Here is a 17073-nt window from a genome sequence, read left to right on the forward strand (position 1 = left end):
TCTGTGACCTGCACGCAGCGCATGCCGTCTTCGTCCGTGCACGCTGTGCGCCCGTTGGCCGGAGCGGCGATCACATGCCGCGCGCGCCCGCACTCCCCATCCTCTGGAGCCATCTCATGAACCTCTTCCACCGCCTGGCGCAGCGCTCGGTGCTGCTGATCGCCGGACTGGCATTGACCTCGCTGGCGCATGCGGGCCTGTCGGTGTCCGGAACCCAATTGCGCGAATCCAACGGCAACGCGCTGGTGCTGCGCGGCATCAACCTGCCGCATACCTGGTTCACCGACCGCACCGACGCGGCGCTCGCGCAGATCGCCGCCACCGGTGCCAACAGCGTGCGCGTGGTCCTCAGTTCCGGCCAGCGCTGGAACCGCACCCCGGAAGCAGAGGTGGCACGCATCATCGCGCGCTGCAAGAGCCTGGGTCTGATCGCGGTGCTGGAAGTGCACGACACCACCGGCTATGGCGAAGAAGGTGCGGCCGCCAGCCTGGCCGACGCCGCCAGCTACTGGACCAGCGTGCGCGGTGCGCTGGTGGGGCAGGAGGATTACGTCATCATCAATATCGGCAACGAGCCGTTCGGCAACCGGCTCAGTGCCAGCGAATGGGTCAACGGCCATGCGCGTGCGATCGCGACCTTGCGTAATGCCGGTCTGACCCACGCGTTGATGGTGGACGCACCCAACTGGGGCCAGGACTGGCAGTTCTACATGCGCGACAACGCCGCCGCAGTGCTGGCCCAGGATAGCCGCCGCAACGTGGTCTTCAGCGTGCATATGTACGAAGTATTCGGCAGCGATGCGCCGGTAGACAGCTATCTGCGCGCCTTTCGCAGCAACGGTCTGGCACTGGTGGTGGGTGAATTCGGTGCCGATCATCGCGGCGCGCAGGTGGACGAGGCGGCAATCATGCGGCGTGCGCGCGAGTACGGGGTCGGTTACATGGGCTGGTCGTGGTCGGGTAACGACAGCAGCACCCAGTCGCTGGATATCGTGCTGGGCTGGGATCCGACCCGCCTGAGCAGTTGGGGGCGCAGCCTGATCGAAGGTGCCGACGGCATCCGCGCGACCTCGCGCAGGGCAAGCGTCTTCGGCTCACGTTGAGAGTGAAGCCTTCTGCGGTTTCCTGGACGCGCGGATGAGTCACTTGCAGAGAGCCGATATGCGGGCTTTCCGCAGGGTCCTTGCCCACCCATCCTCGCGGGACACGCCGCAAGGAAGTCCCCTGCAGGCGACGGCGCAGCATCCATGCCGCGTCAGGTCACGCGACGGTAGACGGGCAAGGACCTGACGCTTTCAAGCAAGCGGCTGAACACCTTTCTGGTACGGTGTCCTTGCCGCTTGCGGGACCGTGTGGCGGCCTGGATGCCGCCACCGCGCCTCCACGGACGGATTCACGGCGTGTCCCGCACGCGGCAAGGGCACCGCGCACTCGACCCGCCAGGCTCCTGACTCAAGCATCGGGTTGAGCCGAAAAACACCACCACGGTTGGAGATCTCGATGCCAGGCGTCAACGCCCGGGTTCGCGCAATGGTCCCGGGCTGGGGCGCTTGGTCAACTTGCGCTGCAGCGAGCGGCGATGCATGCCGAGCAGGCGGGCGGCCGCAGAGACGTTGCCGCCGGTTTCGTGCAATGCCTGCTGGATGTGCTCCCACTGCAGGCGGCTGAGCGGGGTCATCATGTCCTGCGCGGTTTCTTCTTCATCCGGCTCGGGCAGCTCGTCGTCTTCCTCGCCCAGCGCCCGCATGATGGTGGGGATGTTGGCCGGCTTGGGTAAATAATCGTCGGCGCCGAGTTTGATGGCTTCCACGGCGGTGGCGATGCTGGCGTAGCCGGTGACCAGCAGGATGCGCATATCGGCACGGATCTCGCGTAGCGGCTGGATCAGGCTCAGGCCGGAATCGTGGCCGAGCTTGAGATCGACCAGGGCGAAATCCGGCAATGCGCTACGCGCGATGGACAGCGCGCTGGCGGCATCGGTGGCGGTCAGCGTTTCCACGCCACGCCGCGCCAGACTGCGCTGCAGCGTGCGCAGATACAAGGTGTCGTCGTCGACCAACAGGCCGGTACGGAGCGGGAGACTTGTCATGCCAGGGCCTCGTGTTCGGAAAGCGGCAGGCGGAACCCGACGCGGGCGCCGCTGCCTTCGGCGGGCAGCATCCACAATTCGCCCTGCAGCCGTTCGACGGTGGCATGCGACAAGGCCAGGCCCACGCCCATGCCGTCGTGCTTGCCGCTGTTGAACAAGGTGCCGGGCAGCAGGGCTTGCGCGGTGTCGAAGCCAGGGCCGTAATCACGGACCTCGCCGCTGAGGTGGTCGTCTTCCACCCGCAAGGTCAGGTCGATCTGCGGGCGGCCGACGCGCTCACCGGCATCGGCGGCATTGTTGAGCAACACCATCAACAGGTGGCTGACGCCGGGCTGCAGCATCAGCCGCATCGGTGCGTCCTCGTTGCGGCGTAGCTCGATGGTGGGGCGCACCAGCCGCCATTGTTCCAGCACGTCCTTCACTGCCACCTCGCGGCTCAGATGGCCGTTGTCGGCGGGTTCGGCCAGCGCCAGCACGCGCTCGTGGCATTGCACCAGCAACTCGCGCAAGGTGTCCAGGTCTTCGCGCAGTTCGGCCTGGTCGCACTGGTCGGCGATGTCGTCCACCAGCAGCGTCATGGTGGCCAACGGGGTATTGAGTTCGTGCGCTACCGAGGCCGCATGCGTGGCCAGCGCCACGATGCCCTCGTTGCGGGCGAAGCGCTCGCGCAGGGTGGAAATTTCGCGTTCGCGTTCGCGCATCGACACCGCCAGCCGCGTGGCGAAGGCCAGCACCACCACGGTGGACAACAGGAAGTTGGCGGCCATGCCCCACATGTGCAGGCTCAGCGGATCGAAGCTGCCGTAGGGCAAGGGCAGGCCGACTGCGGCGCTGATGACATAGCCGGCCACGCACGATGCGGCCACTGCCATCGCCCAGCTCAGCGGCAGGGCCAGCGCGGCCAGCGCGATCAGCACCAGGAACAGCGAGCCGAACGGGTTGGCGATGCCGCCGCTCCAGCCCACCATCCAGGTCAGCACGGTCACATCGACCAGGATGTGGCCGAATTCGGTGGCCGGGCCCACCGCGCCGCGGTGCGCCACGCGCAGCTGCGCATACAGGTTGAACACCGCCAGCGCGGCCACGCCGGCCCACAGCGGTTGCTGCGGCAGGTGCAGGCCCATCAGCCCGGTGGCGACCAGGATGGTTGCGGCCTGGCCGGCCGTGGCCAGCCAGCGCAGGCTGCACAGGGTCCGCAGGAAGGAGGCGTCGGAACTGTTCATCGCTGCAATGCTATGCGCTCGGGGGCGTGGCGGCCTGCGACAAACCGTCGCATCGGGCCGAAGGGCCGCCCGCAGCACGCCTCAGCTGTGAGCAGACGGAGGACAGGCTAAAATAGCGCGATGCATGACGCCGTGACCCGCCCAACCCCTCCCGCCGACGCCACCGCCTGGCCGCGCCGCATCACCCAGGCCGTCAGGATCGGCAGTGTGATCGTGGGCGGTGGCCACCCGGTGGTCGTCCAGTCGATGACCAATACCGACACCGCCGACATCGCCGGCAGCGTCAAGCAGGTGTCCGAGTTGTGGCGCGCCGGCTCGGAGATGGTGCGGCTGACCGTCAACAATGCCGAGTCTGCGGCCGCCATTCCGCGCATCGTCGACAAGCTGCGCATGATGGGCATCGAGGTGCCGCTGATCGGCGACTTCCATTACAACGGGCACCAGCTGCTCGCCGCCGAGCCGGCCTGTGCGCAGGCGCTGGCTAAATACCGTATCAACCCGGGCAATGTCGGCTTCGGCAAAAAGAAGGACCTGCAGTTCGCTCAGCTGATCGAATTTGCAATCCAGTACGACAAGCCGGTGCGCATCGGCGCCAACTGGGGCTCGCTGGACCAGTCGCTGGCGGCGCAGTTGATGGATGAGAACTCGAAGCGCGAGTCGCCCTGGGACGCCGGCCGCGTGCTGCGCGAGGCGTTGATCCGTTCGGCAGTGGATTCGGCCGAGCGCGCGGTGGAATTGGGTCTGCCGCGCGAGCGCATCATCCTGTCGGCCAAGGTGTCCGGCGTGCAGGAGCTGATCGCGGTGTACCGCGACATGGCTGCGCGCTGCGATTTCGCGCTGCACCTGGGGCTGACCGAAGCGGGCATCGGCAGCAAGGGCATCGTGGCCTCGGCTGCGGCGCTGAGCGTGCTGCTGCAGGAAGGCATCGGTGACACCATCCGTATTTCGCTGACGCCCGAGCCGGGCCAGTCGCGCACCCAGGAAGTGGTGGTGGCGCAGGAACTGCTGCAGACCACCGGCCAACGTGCCTTCACCCCGATGGTCACCGCCTGCCCAGGCTGCGGCCGCACCACCTCCGAGTTCTTCCAGGAGCTGGCCGGCGTGGTGCAGAACCATGTGCGTGCGCGCATGCCGGAATGGAAGATCTCCAACCCGGGTGCGGAGAACATGACCCTGGCGGTGATGGGCTGCGTGGTCAATGGCCCGGGCGAATCGCGCCACGCCAATATCGGCATCTCCTTGCCGGGCACCGGCGAAGCGCCGTCGGCGCCGGTGTTCGTGGATGGCGAAAAAACCGTCACCCTGCGTGGCGAGAACATCGCACAGGAATTCATCGCGCTGATCGACCAGTATGTCGAACGGACCTATGTCAGACGCGCCGGCTGAGTCGCCGGCCAGCGTCAAGACCTGGTTGCGCCACAACGCCTGGCGCATGGGGCTGTTGTTTGTCGGCGTGCTGGTGCCGCTGGGCCTGTTCGTGGACCTGGCCGATGAAGTGCACGCGCTGGAAAACGTCTATTTCGACGAACCCCTGCTGTGGAGCATGCGCAGCATTGCCAGCCCCGGGCTGGATGCGTTTTTCGGGGTGATCTCCAGGCTCGGTTACCAGTACGGCGTGATTCCGCTCGACATCGCCATCGTGCTGGTGCTGCTGGCGCTGCGCCGCTGGCGCGAGGGCACCTTTGCCGCGCTGGGCTTCGGCGGCTCGGCGCTGCTCAACATGGGCGCCAAGCAGTTCTTCCAGCGCGACCGGCCCAGTCTCTGGGAATCGATCGCGCCGGAAAGCACCTTCAGCTTTCCCAGCGGCCATGCCATGGGCTCGATGACGCTGGCGGCGGTGGTCATCGCGCTGGCCTGGCGCACCCGCTGGCGCTGGCCGGTGACGTTGGTAGCCAGTGCGTTCGCGCTGCTGGTCGGTGTCTCGCGCATCTATCTGGGCGTGCATTACCCCTCCGACATCCTGGGTGGCTGGTCGGCGGCGCTGGTCTGGGTGGTTGGCTTGTATCTGGCCATGTTCCGTGGGACGCGGCGCCCGCATTGGCGTGGCGTCCGCGCCGCGAGCTGACTGAGCGCTTCCCGGCGCGCGACATCCAGGCAAGACAGCACGCTCTACTGTGCGTCAGATGCAGGCAGGCGTTACACAGCGCGTCGCCGGCTTAGCGTTCGGCAACATCGACTGATCCCTGGAACGGAGCTGTTCCAGCTGGTGCGCGATTATCTGGTGCTTGGCGGTGGTCGCCCCAGCAAATTGCTGCCAAGCTGCTGGCCATGCAGCCACACGATCCTGCTCAGCGCGTCAGCCACGAGACCATCTACGCAACGATCTACGCGCATCCGCGCGGGGGCCTGAAGAAAGAGCTGGTCGAGGCGCTGCGCCAGCACAAGCCTTCTCGTGGATTGCGACGGACGAGTGCCTCTAAACGCACCTGGGTGCCGGAGGAACTGCGGATCGTGCACCGAGCTGATGAACACCCGTCCACGAAAAACGCTTGGCTGGAAAACGCCCAGCGAGGCCGTGGAAGAAGAGTTCGCAACCTTCAAATCACGTGTTGCACTTGAATCTTGAGACCGCCCTCCATATCCCCTCAAGGTAAGCTTTATCGGCGAGCACTATCATGGGCCGCCCATAGCCATCTGCGGCCCTGACCCCGCTGCTGGGTTTGCCCCTGGTCTTGCTTGATGGCTTTCGCCTGCATCAGGCTCTGCTCGACTGGCTGCTGGGTCACCCCTCCGGTTTCCCCCGCATGCATGAACAGCGTCTTGTCGCCAAATGGCACGTGGACCGCCCGCACGTTCTCGGCTCTGTCCTTGCCCAGTGCGTCGTTCACCCGGTCTATCGTCGGCCTACGGCCGCTGTCGTGTCGGGTGATTGGATGAGGCATCCACCAAAATGTATTCGCTGCCTTGGCAATGTATTCGCTGCCTTGGCTTTGCCAGGTCGGCGTGCGTTTGTCCAGCTTGATGCAGGGCCGGCCGCCGCAGGAGGTGATCTCGACATGCCTGGCCGCTTCCTGCACGTCCGCTCGCACGTCCGCCGCCGCCGCGCGGGCCCGTGCGGCGTGCAGCTGGTCGTTGGCCTGATTCAGCAGCAAGAAAAACCCCATCAACAGCAGAACGAAACACATCGCCAGCGTCGCGATGATCTTCCAGGCCCAAGCAATCCTGGGCAGCAAGGCGCTTTCCATCCGCTGCTGCTGCGCCTGGAACAAGGCCACCATCGCCTGCTTGAACTTGGCCTCCTCCTGCTCCCTGGTGGCCTGCATCTGCGCCTGCGCGTCTTGCGTCTGTTGCTGCAAGCTGACGATCACCGTTTCCAAGCGGCCTGCGGCCACCGCTATTTGTCCAAGCGCGTCTTGCGCTTCGTCGTTCATGTCAATGCCCCAAGCGATGGCATCAGCGTGAGAACCCTGGTTGCTGCGTCGCCACCTGCCGCTGCTGGTCCTGGACCAGCGCCTGATCCTGCTGCCGCTGCGTTTCCGCCGTCAGCTGCTGCAGGCTTTGCTCCAGGGGTTGCGTGGCGGCCTGCAGCTTGTCGATCAGCACGCGGTCGATCAACCAGGGATTCTGGTCGGTCGAGGTAGCCAGCAATGCCCGACCGTCCTGGACTGGCGTCAGTGCATCAATGCGCGGCAGCTGGTGCAGCTTGGCCTGACAAGCAACGGCACCAGCGACCTGTTCCATCTGCACGCGATCCAGATACCCGCCCGCCTGCGGCCCGAGCTGTTCCAAATGCGTCATCGCCTGCGCGAAGAGCGGGTTGTGCCGGCCAGGCAATTGCTGCTGCTTGGCCAACATCCGCTCCTGCGCCGACGCCAGTGTCTGCTGCCAGCGCTCGGGCGTCGCATACGCCATCGACGCTGCCCGTGCACCCTGGTCGTCGCCGGCTTCCAAGGCAGCATAGAACTGCTCGACCAAGGGGTCCATGCGGCGCGGTGCCGTCTGTTCCGATAGCGGCGTGTCGGTGAGGCGGTCAGGATGTGCAAGCGTGTCGGCCACCGGACCTGGTGCCGTCTCCTGCGCCGGCTCGGCTTCCTGCTCCTTCCTGTGGCCTGACGCTGACACGGAGACTGCGCCCAGCGTCGGCGCGTGCGCCATTGCGGGCTGGTCCAGCTCGGCCTTGGCATGGCGTAGCTCTTCGGGGGTGGTCACCGCGACCTGGTGGGCTACGCCATCGGGTCCGGTCTGGTAGTGGGCAATGGGACTGTCGTAGCCGTATTGCCCCTGCTCGTTCGGCTTCAGCTGCTGCATCGTCGGGCCAGTGAGGCCTTCGGCCTGCTTGGTGCGCTGGGTGGCCAGTTCCACCGCCTGAAGATTGTTCTCTTGGGCGTTGAGGTCGACGCCCGTGGCCCGGTAGCGATGCAGGAACTCGTTGTGCTCCATCTGCGCGGGCGTAGGCGCAGGGCGCGCCTCAATGGCGGCGAGGGTTTCCTGGGCGCGCTCCAACGAGGGCTGGCGCATCTGATTCGTCAGCTCCAACTCGACCGCTAGGTTGCCGGTGGCCACTCCGTCCTTGCCGGCCCACTGCCCAGCCTCATTGCGCTGGTAGGTCTGACCATCGCGGCCTTGCACCCGGTCCTGCTGTGCACGAGCACTTTCCACGGCGGCGGGAACGCCCACACCGTAGTCCTGACCGCGCTGGGCGGTATGGTTCTCCAGGTAGGCCTGGGCGATGGCCTCACGGCCGGTGGCGATATCGTTCTCGATGCGCCTCAGGGCTTCCTGGTTAAGGCGTTGCGCCTGCGCTGGGTTGGCGGTCTGCGGCTCGTAGACGCCACTGTCGTTGGCACCCGCCACAGTGGTCTTGACCTGGCGCTCCCAGGACTCGGTGGCCGGATTACGCTGCCAGTTCTGGTTGTCCAGACCCGTCTGGTCGCCAGGCTTGGCCGGCAGGTTAAACGGATCCAGCGGCGGTGGCACCTTGCCTAGAGCCAACTCGGCGGCTTTGGCGTTCGCCATGGCACACAGTTCCTGCGACTTGGCGTAGCTGGCCCCCACCGGAACTTGGCTAGGAGTGTCCTGCCCATCGACACCACGCTCGAAAGCACCTTGGCGCTGCCAATCCCGTCCGTTGAACTGCCACTCCATCCCAGCCTTGTCGGTCTGGTGATAGATGGAACGGTTGTCCAACAGGTCAGCGCCTTTGTCGAAGGCCTTGCTCATCAACAGCGCATCGCCCACCACCAGTGCCGCAGGAACGAAGCCGCTGCCGCTGCCCAACGCTGCTGCCGTAGAGGCACCGCCAGCCCAACCGCCCGCGTTGCGGGCAATGGCGTGGTTCACTTCGGACTGGGCTGCTGTCGTGTTGCCCTGCTCCATCAAGGTTGATGCCGTGCGAGCGGTCGTGACCGCATCCATGCCCGTAGTCAGCAAGCCACCGGCTCGGGCCAGGCCGCGTGCGGAGGCTTCGCCCAGCAGTAGTTCCGTGGACACCGAACCACGCTGGCCACGAGGAACGCGAAGGTGATGAGCCGCTTGTTCGCCCAGCGTTTCTTCAACCTTGGCGATGCCCTGCTCGGACAACACCACGCGGCCGTCGTGATGCGCGTTGGCGATCGCCAGGGACAAGCCACTGCGTTGAAGTTGGATGTCACCTCCGCGAACGATTGCGGTATCACTGGTCTGAATCTGATTGAGCGTGGTGACGATGCGCGATTCGGAATGCGCCACGGCACCCCAGCCATGATCCAGCCCGTTGAAGCCCTTGATGTTTTCGATCTGCTGGGCGTGGACTTGACCGTATGCCGGGATGTTGTGGAAGAATTCTCGGACTTTTTGGGTGGCTTGCCCTGTCGTTTGGCCAACCGGCGTGTTCGTGTTTAGGTCGCCGTTGATCAGGCCTACCTTGATCGTATCTCGCAGATGTTCAACGCGTTTGGCAACTCGCTCCATGGCTTCTGGGTCGCCTTCCAAAGCAGCCTGCCCAACCCGAGAAGATTCGATGAGATCAAGGCGTCGGATCATCCCTCGCTGGTATTCGGCCAGCGGACCACCGCTATGCGGCGTGATGCCCATGGCCTGCGCAAACTTCGGATCCGAAGGGAGGAAAAGCCGGTTCTCAGGAGCATGCATATCAAACTTGCCAGCCTGACTCAGCTTTGCAAGCAGTTCGCTATTTTTTAGCGTCTGCTGCTCGATGTTGTGGTGGTCTTGGAAAAGTGTCCGATAGCTGGACATGGATGGGCCCCTTACTGGCGCTTTACGTGCTCGATTCAGTAGTTCACTACGTCGTCAAACCAAAGCCCGCTGGAATCGCCGGGCGTGACAATGCCCGCAGCCTCTACGGCATCCTTGAACGTCTTATCGCAATAAACGAAGCCGTTAAATGGCAGCCTGAACACATGCGCAGAACCCAACACATCCCGCTTGAATGCGAGCCGCACGTCGCCGGTGAGATCGTAATACTTACCCCCCTCAAAATCGTCGCTGATTTCGATCGTAAGCTGAGACGACTGCTCATCCAGGGCATCTATCACCCTCACAACATCGCATAGGAAGACTGTCGGCCCCTTGGAGCCGTCGGCAAGGCGATAGTCCGCGTTGGCGAAAGCAAAAGCTTCTGAATCGACCGCTTCCATCACTCGACGCAATCGCTCAGACACCAGCCAGTAGCCGCTGAAACCACCTTCTAAGTCTTCCGGACGCACGCCTTTCGTTGGGTCGTAGACCAAACGCGGAACTTCTCGCAGTGGGGGGAATCCACGAGCTTTGGGTCGCAAGATCAGCCGGGGAGGTGTCAGCAACGCCTCCTCGTTCTCAAAGACGACACCGTGACCCTTCCCACCCCTGCGGGCGTCCGGCTGCAAGATGAAGAACTCCCCAGCTGTGGGCTGATTGGATTCCATGGTTTGCGTCTTGCCCATATAAGCGTCGTCTCTTCGTGCTGGGGACAGCATATCCCCAGCACTGGAAGCTAAGTCAACCTGTATGCCCTACTTTACTACAACGTGATATTGGCAAGAATCTGTTATTTACGGGCATGGTGGCCCTGGAACAGGGGATTGCTGCTTGGCATGACCTAGGCTCCGTCCTCGTTGCCTCGTGGAATCAAATATCCGACGCGACGATGAACGAGATGCCGCTGGATTCCGCATCGTCAGGAATGCCGGCAGCGAGGACTGCGGCCTTGAAGACGTGGTCGCAGAACGCCTTTGGATTAAAAGGCGTGCGAAAGACGTGAGCCTCTGCGAGCGCTTCGCGGCCGAATATCAAGCTCGCGCCACCTGCCATAGCGTAGAACTTCCCGCGCACGTAGTCGTCATCGATTTTGATCCGCAACCTCGATGCGTCCTCATCGAGAGCGTCCAGCTCGCGCACCACGTCGCAAAGGTAGTGGCGCGGGCCTGGCGTTCCGTCGGCTAGACGGTAGTCCACGCCGGCGAAAGCAAACGCCTTCGGATCAACGGCCACCATCATGTCGTGCAGACGTTCGGACACCAGCCAGTAGCCGCTGAACCCAGCCTCCAAATCCCGGGGCTTGGGGCCGACGCTTGGGTCGTAGGTCAGCAATGGTGTTTCGCGAAGGGGTGGAAACCCACCACCTTCCTGCCGCGGGATCAGCCGTGGCGACGAAAGGAGCTGGCGCTCGTTCGTGAACTGAATCCCGCAGGACTGCCTGTTGCTCTCCATGTCCGATACGAACATTTAGAAGGCGCCTGGTTCGGGCTTGTTTGGAATGGTTGAGTCCATGTGCTGCGTCTCGTCCATATTGGATGTGCCTTCGCGTGTTGAGGAAAGCTTACCCCCCAATCAACGGAGCTGTTGGGCAGGACCATGTCCTGCATACACACGTTCGAGCATATTTGGACCGAAGGCGAACGTTCGTTGTGTGACCACAATCCCGGCCTAAGGCACGGTTCGTGGGCTGTCTCTTTGTGGCTAGCTGCCGCGTTTCAGGCGATCGATTCTCGCCGCGCGGGGCGCAGCAGCTTCGCACCGATCACGATGCCGATCAGCGCCAGCAGCATCACGTAGTACCCCGCACCCATCGGATGCTGCTTGACCAGCATTACCACCAGCAGCGGCGTCAGCCCACCGAAGACCGCGTAGCCCAGGTTGTAGGCGAACGACACGCCGGACAACCGCACCGCCGCCGGGAACACCGCGACCATGATGCAGGGAACCACGCCCAGGATGCCCAGTGACGCGCCCAGCAGTGCGTACAGCGGAAAGACCAGGTGTGGATCGCCGGCCAGGCGGTAGAACAGCCACGCCGCCACGCCGAGGAAGAGACTGCCGACCAGCAGCACGCGCCCATTGCCAAGGCGGTCGGCCAATGCACCGGCCACCACCGACCCCAGCGCCTGCAGTACCACCGCCAGGCTGTTGGCCTGCAGCGCCACCTCGGCCGGGTAGTGATAGCTGCTCTGCAACAGGCCGGGCGTCATCAACGACACCACCAGCACCCCGCCGGCCACCATCCAGGTCAGCGCCAGCGATAGCAGTACGCCACGTCGGTGATCGCGCAGCACCAACTTGAGCGGGGTCTCGCGCGCGAGTGCGCGCATGGCGACCAGCTCAGTGAACACCGGCGTCTCGTGCAACCAGCGCCTCAGGTACACCGACAACAGCCCGAACACCCCGCCAGCCAGGAACGGCAGGCGCCAGGCATGGTCGGCGATCTCGGCAGGGGTGAAGTGGCGGTTGAGCGCGCCGGCGGCCAGCGAGCCGAGCAGCACGCCACCGGCCAGGCCGGCGGTCAACGTGCCGCAGGCGAGCCCGGTACGGTGCGGCGGCACATGCTCGGTCACGAACACCCAGGCGCTGGGGACTTCGCCGCCGATCGCGGCACCCTGCAACAGGCGTGCGCTCAGCAGCAGCAACGGTGCCGCCATGCCGATCTGCGCGTAGGTCGGCAACAGGCCGATGCACAGCGTGGGCAGCGCCATCAGCAGCAGGCTCAGCGCAAACATGCGCTTGCGGCCGATCAGGTCGCCAAAATGGGCCATCACCATGCCGCCAAGCGGCCGCACCAGGTAGCCGGCGGCAAAGATGCCCAAGGTCTGCAACTGCCGCATCCATTCCGGGATGCCGGGTGGGAAGAACAGATCGCCCAGCACGGCCGCAAAGAAGATGAAGATGATGAAGTCGTAGAGTTCCAGCGCGCCGCCGAGTGCCGACAGTGCCAGGGTCTTGTAATCACCGGCATGCAGTGGCCTGGGGGTGGCGGGCGAGGGCGAGTCAATGGTCACTGGCAGGCATCCTTCTGGGCGTGGGAGGCGTGCAGCGCTTCGGAATGCGCGGCCTCTGCCAGACTAGCGTGCCCAAGCGGGTGGTTGGGCGCCGAACATCACTCGCATGTGCGCGAATGTGTATGCAAAAACGAACTGGCAGGCTTCGCGCCTTGCCGGGGCCGCGGCCAACGCCGCACGGCACCGGTTGCCGGCCATGCGCGTGCGACCACCGTCATGAGCGTGCCAAGCGCCGGCCTGTTGCCGCTCCTGTGAGTCCAGGCTGCACGGCGGCAGCCTGGCCGGATGCGGGGCGCCGCAGTCGCACCGCATCACCGGCCGGATGCGTCGTTTGCTCGCTATGTGTTGCTGACAGGGCTTATTCGCCGGGCTTGGCGCCTTCCACCGGCGCATGCGTGGCGGCGCGCCGGGACAGCACTGCTTCGCGATGGGCGATATAGACGTTGGCGCCGATGATGATGCCCGCGCCGATCAGGGTATGCCGCTCGATCGCCTCGCCGAACAACCACCAGCCCAGCAGTGCGACCAGCGGCAATTGCATGAAGCTGATCGGCTGCAGCGCCGAGACCTCGCCCAGCCGGAGTGCGCGGGTCCAGAACACCTGCCCGGCAGTGCCGAAGATGCCGGTCGCCACCAGCCACAGCCAGTCGATGCCCTGCGGCCAGCTCCACTGGAACAACGCCGGCAGCAGCGACATCGGCACCCAGAACACGTAGGTGTAGAACACCACCGTGTCGGCGTCGTCGCTGCGCGAGAGCTGCTTGATCTGGATTGCCACGATGGCGCTGATGACCGCGGCCAGCAGCGCCACCAGCAGGCCCGGGCTGAAGGTGGACGAGCCCGGCCGCAAAATCACCAGCACGCCGATGAAACCCGCCGCCACCGCCAGCCAGCGCCGCATTCGCACCTGTTCCTGCAGCCACACCACTGCCAGCACGGTGACGAACAAGGGCGTGGAGTAGGACAGCGAAATCGCCTGTGACAACGGCAGGTGCCCGATCGCCCAAAACCCGCACAGCATCGAGGCCAGGCCGATCAAGGTCCGGGCGAAGTACTGCGGCAGCTGGCGCGTGCGCGGCAGCGGCTTGCCCGGGCGCACGATCAATGGCAGCAGCGCCAGCAAGCCGAAGGCGTTGCGGAAGAACGCGATCTCGCTGGTCGGGGTGTGCGCGGACGCCAGCCGGATGCAGATGGCCATCAGGCCAAAGGCCAGCGTGCTGACGAGCATCCACACGGCGGCGCGCATCGGCGCCGGCGATGCCGTCACCAATGCGCTCCGATGATGCGCGGCTCCGGTTCCAGGATCACCGAATAGCGCTCGCGCACCGATTCGGCGATGCGCCGTGCGACGTCGAGCAACTGCGCGCCGCTGGCGCTGCCGTAGTTGACCAGCACCAGCGCATGATCGGGCGACACGCCGGCATCGCCTTCGCGCCGGCCCTTCCAGCCGCATTGCTCGATCAACCACGCTGCCGACAATTTGCCCTGGCCGGCGTGTTCGCCGGGGTAGACCGGCATGTCGGCGAAGGTGGCCTGCAAGGCCGCGATCTGCTCGCTCGGCAGCAACGGGTTCTTGAAGAAGCTGCCCGCATTGCCCAGCACGTCGGGGTCCGGCAGCTTGCGTCGACGAATATTGATGACTGCCTGCGCCACATCGGCTGCACCGGCCAGTTCGGCCCCCATGCTGGCCAGCTCCTCGCGGATGCCCGCGTAGTCCAGCCGCAGTTCGTGCAACAGCGGCAGATGGAACTCCACCGCCACGATCAGGTAACGCTCGGGCTGCTGCTTGAACACGCTGTCGCGGTAGCCGAACGCGCAGGCGTCTGCGCCCATTCGCACGAATTGCTGGCCGTGCTGATCGAAGGCCTCCACCACATGGATGAAGTCGCCCACCTGCGCGCCATACGCGCCGATGTTCTGGATCGGGCTGGCACCCACGGTGCCGGGAATCAGCGCCAGGTTCTCCAGTCCCGACAGGCCCTGCTGCAGCGAATACAGCACCAGCGCATGCCAGTTCGCTCCCGCACCGGCGCGCACGATGGCATGGTCGGCATGGTGGGCAATGATGGCGATGTCGCGGTTTTCGAAACACAGCACGCAGCCCGGCGGATCGCCGGCCAGCAGCACGTTGCTGCCGCTGCCCAGTACCAGCAGCGGTTCGCCGGCAATCTGCGGCGCTGCCAGCGCCTGTGGCAAGGCCTCGGGCGTGTCGATCTGCAGCAGCCAGCGCGCCTTGGCTTCTACATGGAAGGTGTTCAACCCACGCAGCGAGGCGTGTTCGCTCAGGCGCCAGCCCGGTCGCACCGCAGCGCTCATAACGGCGATACCATGCCGCCGCTGGGCGCCTCGCGGCGGCGGCGGATGGCATCGACGCATTCGCCGATCAACGGCGGCCCGCGATACACCAGCCCGCTATAGCACTGCACCAGGCTCGCACCGGCGGCCATCTTGGCGACCGCGTCGGCGCCGGAGCCGATGCCGCCCACGCCGATCAACGGAATCGATTCGGGCAGGCGCGCGCGCAGGCGGCGCAGCACCAGGGTGGATTGCGCCAGCAATGGCGCTCCCGACAGGCCACCGGCTTCGGCGGCCAGCGGATGCGTGGCCACCAGCGTGCGCGTGACCGTGGTGTTGGTGGCGATCACGCCATCCACTGCCAGATCGGCCAGCACGCGTGCGGCCGCATCGATGTCGCGGTCGTTGAGGTCTGGCGCCACCTTCACCAGCATCGGCACGCGCTTTGCGTGTTGCGCGGCCAGCGCTTCCTGGGTGTCGCGCAGGTCGGCGATCAGGCGCCGCAACGCCTGTTCTTCCTGCAGCTCGCGCAGCCCGGCGGTATTGGGCGAGGAAATGTTGACGGTGATGTAGTCGGCCAGCGGGTACACCCGCTCCATGCAATAGCGGTAATCGCTGGTGGCCTCTTCGTTGGGGGTGTCCTTGTTCTTGCCGATGTTGATGCCGAGCAGGCCGCCACGACGGCGCGCGCGCTGCACATTGGCCACCAGCGCATCCACGCCCAGGTTGTTGAAGCCCATGCGGTTGATGACCGCCTGGTAGTCGGGCAGGCGGAACATGCGTGGCTTGGGGTTGCCCGCCTGCGCACGCGGGGTCACCGTGCCGATCTCGACGAAGCCGAATCCCAACGCCAGCAGCGCATCGATGTGTTCGCCGTTCTTGTCCAACCCGGCGCCCAGCCCCACCGGGTTGGGAAACATCAGCCCGAATGCAGGCGTCGGCAGCGGCTGCGGACGCTTGGCCAGCAGCGCGGTGGTGCCGGTGCGGTAGGCGGCATCGATGGAGCGCAATGCCAGCGCGTGGGCGCGTTCGGCATCGAGGGAAAACAGCAAGGGGCGGACAAACGAATACATGCGGGTCAGTTCAAACTTCCGGCGAAAATGCGGGTCTGGTAGTGAAAGTCGATCACCCCGTCGTGCGCGTGCGCATCGAACAGGGTACGTAGCGCGGCCAGCATCGGCGCATGCTGCGCAGCGTGTGCCAGCGGCGCATACGAAGACGACAGCAGCCGGCCACGCAAGGCGTCGAAATCCAGCCGCTGCACATTGGGAAAGCGTGCCATCGCGCGGAAGCCGTCGCCGAACCAGGCCTGCATGGTCGCATCGTCCTGGTAGCGCTCAGCCACAGCCGAATAGTCGGTGCCGTAGTCCAGCAGCAGCTGTTCGTAGCCGCGCAGGAATGCGGTGGAGTCCAGTTCGCGCGAATTCCAGTACACCACCGCCAAGCCGCCGGTCTGCAGGATACGTGTCCATTCGCGGCGCACGGCCTGGGTATCGAACCAGTGGAAGGCCTGTGCTGCTGACACCAGGCTCACGCTGGCATCGGCCAGCCCGGTGGCTTCGGCGGTGCCGTCGATGGCCTGGAAGCTGCCGAATTCCGCCAGCCAGTGTTGCGCGGCTGCGCGCATCGCTGGGTTCGGTTCCACGGCGGTGACCGTGTAGCCGGCTTCCAGAAACAGGCGGCTGGAGATGCCGGTCCCTGCACCGATATCGGCCACCGGCGTGGCGGGGGTGATGCCCAGGGTGTCGTGCAGCCAGCGCAACAGCTGCGGCGGGTAGCCCGGCCGGTAGCGCACGTAGGCAGCCACCCGGTCGTCGAAGCGTTGCGCCGATGCAGGGACGGTGCGGTTCAACTGTTGGCGGCCGCCAGCCACGCCATGCCGCCGAAGAACAGAAGGAAGAACGCAATGCCCACCACCCACAACGCCACGGCCAGCCAGCCCAGGATCAGACCGCCGATCGCCAGCCCGTCGCCATCCAGCCCTTGCGGGTTGCGGCGGATTTCCGCGCGCGCCAGGTGGCCGGTGATGATGGCGCAGATGCTGCCGAGAAACGGAATCAGCGTCCAGCCAAGAATGCCGGCGACCAGGCTGACGATGGCCATGGCGCTGGTCTGTCGAACGACAACGTTCATCATGAACTCCTTTAAAGTGCGGCAGCCGACGGCTGGCGTCGCCTGATTATCCCAGAGCGGCCGGCCAAACGGCGTGTCCATCGAGCAGGGTGTTGGATTGCCTGGTTCAAACGGTGCGGATAGCCGTGGCGGGCCGGGGTGGCGC

General features: G+C 65.2%; 15 protein-coding genes and 1 pseudogene. 4 read left to right on the plus strand and 12 right to left on the minus strand.

From position 1 onward, the window contains the following. Window positions 1-116 precede the first annotated feature (116 nt). Window positions 117-1103, plus strand: a complete 987-nt coding sequence (locus tag ACCQ13_RS10315) for a glycoside hydrolase family 5 protein (protein ID WP_104605385.1) — start codon at window positions 117-119, stop codon at window positions 1101-1103. 407 nt (window positions 1104-1510) lie between these two features. On the opposite strand, the gene ACCQ13_RS10320 is transcribed toward ACCQ13_RS10315, so the two are convergent. Then, a complete protein-coding gene (locus ACCQ13_RS10320) occupies window positions 1511-2089 on the minus strand; it encodes a response regulator transcription factor (protein ID WP_274391929.1) in 579 nt (192 codons plus the stop codon). Further along, the gene (locus ACCQ13_RS10325; RefSeq protein ID WP_159407151.1) at window positions 2086-3312 is read right to left on the minus strand and encodes an ATP-binding protein; all 1227 of its coding nucleotides are present in this window, start codon (window positions 3310-3312) and stop codon (window positions 2086-2088) included. The genes ACCQ13_RS10320 and ACCQ13_RS10325 overlap by 4 nt, the downstream gene beginning before the upstream one ends. A gap of 120 nt (window positions 3313-3432) precedes the next feature. Between ACCQ13_RS10325 and ispG the strand changes: the two genes are divergently transcribed. The 3 genes and pseudogenes from ispG to ACCQ13_RS10340 form a co-directional block, all read left to right on the plus strand. Next, window positions 3433-4698: a flavodoxin-dependent (E)-4-hydroxy-3-methylbut-2-enyl-diphosphate synthase gene (gene ispG / locus ACCQ13_RS10330; protein ID WP_104605391.1), complete on the plus strand. Its 1266-nt coding sequence runs from the start codon at window positions 3433-3435 to the stop codon at window positions 4696-4698. Next, window positions 4679-5377, plus strand: a complete 699-nt coding sequence (locus ACCQ13_RS10335; protein ID WP_274391930.1) for a phosphatase PAP2 family protein — start codon at window positions 4679-4681, stop codon at window positions 5375-5377. Before ispG ends, ACCQ13_RS10335 begins: the two co-directional genes overlap by 20 nt. Window positions 5378-5392: 15 nt before the next feature. After that, window positions 5393-5781 (plus strand): annotated as a pseudogene (locus tag ACCQ13_RS10340) (transposase family protein); the annotation flags it as partial. 128 nt (window positions 5782-5909) lie between these two features. Here the strand turns inward: ACCQ13_RS10340 and ACCQ13_RS10345 are convergent. The 10 genes from ACCQ13_RS10345 to ACCQ13_RS10390 all read right to left on the minus strand — a co-directional run bounded on the left by ACCQ13_RS10345 (window position 5910) and on the right by ACCQ13_RS10390 (window position 16928). Further along, on the minus strand, window positions 5910-6683 hold the full coding sequence (locus tag ACCQ13_RS10345) for a hypothetical protein (RefSeq protein WP_274391931.1): 774 nt from the start codon (window positions 6681-6683) through the stop codon (window positions 5910-5912). Between the two features lie 22 nt (window positions 6684-6705). Then, window positions 6706-9486, minus strand: a complete 2781-nt coding sequence (locus tag ACCQ13_RS10350; RefSeq protein WP_274396220.1) for an XVIPCD domain-containing protein — start codon at window positions 9484-9486, stop codon at window positions 6706-6708. Window positions 9487-9521: 35 nt separating this feature from the next. Next, the gene (locus ACCQ13_RS10355) at window positions 9522-10172 is read right to left on the minus strand and encodes a DUF1629 domain-containing protein (RefSeq protein ID WP_274391933.1); all 651 of its coding nucleotides are present in this window, start codon (window positions 10170-10172) and stop codon (window positions 9522-9524) included. A 184-nt stretch (window positions 10173-10356) separates the two neighbouring features. Further along, window positions 10357-10953, minus strand: a complete 597-nt coding sequence (locus ACCQ13_RS10360) for a DUF1629 domain-containing protein (RefSeq protein WP_104603185.1) — start codon at window positions 10951-10953, stop codon at window positions 10357-10359. A 248-nt stretch (window positions 10954-11201) separates the two neighbouring features. After that, complete coding sequence (locus ACCQ13_RS10365) at window positions 11202-12500, minus strand: MFS transporter (protein ID WP_274391934.1); 1299 nt, start codon at window positions 12498-12500, stop codon at window positions 11202-11204. A 358-nt stretch (window positions 12501-12858) separates the two neighbouring features. Then, on the minus strand, window positions 12859-13770 hold the full coding sequence (locus tag ACCQ13_RS10370) for a DMT family transporter (RefSeq protein ID WP_104603187.1): 912 nt from the start codon (window positions 13768-13770) through the stop codon (window positions 12859-12861). Continuing rightward, the gene (murB, locus tag ACCQ13_RS10375; protein WP_104603188.1) at window positions 13764-14816 is read right to left on the minus strand and encodes a UDP-N-acetylmuramate dehydrogenase; all 1053 of its coding nucleotides are present in this window, start codon (window positions 14814-14816) and stop codon (window positions 13764-13766) included. Before murB ends, ACCQ13_RS10370 begins: the two co-directional genes overlap by 7 nt. Then, window positions 14813-15868 (minus strand): quinone-dependent dihydroorotate dehydrogenase, encoded by a 1056-nt coding sequence (locus tag ACCQ13_RS10380; protein WP_104603189.1) that lies wholly within the window; start codon window positions 15866-15868, stop codon window positions 14813-14815. The genes murB and ACCQ13_RS10380 overlap by 4 nt, the downstream gene beginning before the upstream one ends. 5 nt (window positions 15869-15873) lie before the next feature. Further along, complete coding sequence (locus tag ACCQ13_RS10385) at window positions 15874-16647, minus strand: class I SAM-dependent methyltransferase (protein WP_104603271.1); 774 nt, start codon at window positions 16645-16647, stop codon at window positions 15874-15876. Continuing rightward, on the minus strand, window positions 16644-16928 hold the full coding sequence (locus ACCQ13_RS10390; RefSeq protein WP_104603190.1) for a DUF4190 domain-containing protein: 285 nt from the start codon (window positions 16926-16928) through the stop codon (window positions 16644-16646). Before ACCQ13_RS10390 ends, ACCQ13_RS10385 begins: the two co-directional genes overlap by 4 nt. Window positions 16929-17073: the final 145 nt, after the last annotated feature.

This window comes from Xanthomonas sp. NCPPB 1638 (assembly GCF_041475635.2).
GTDB classification, from domain to species: Bacteria; Pseudomonadota; Gammaproteobacteria; order Xanthomonadales; family Xanthomonadaceae; genus Xanthomonas; species Xanthomonas cucurbitae.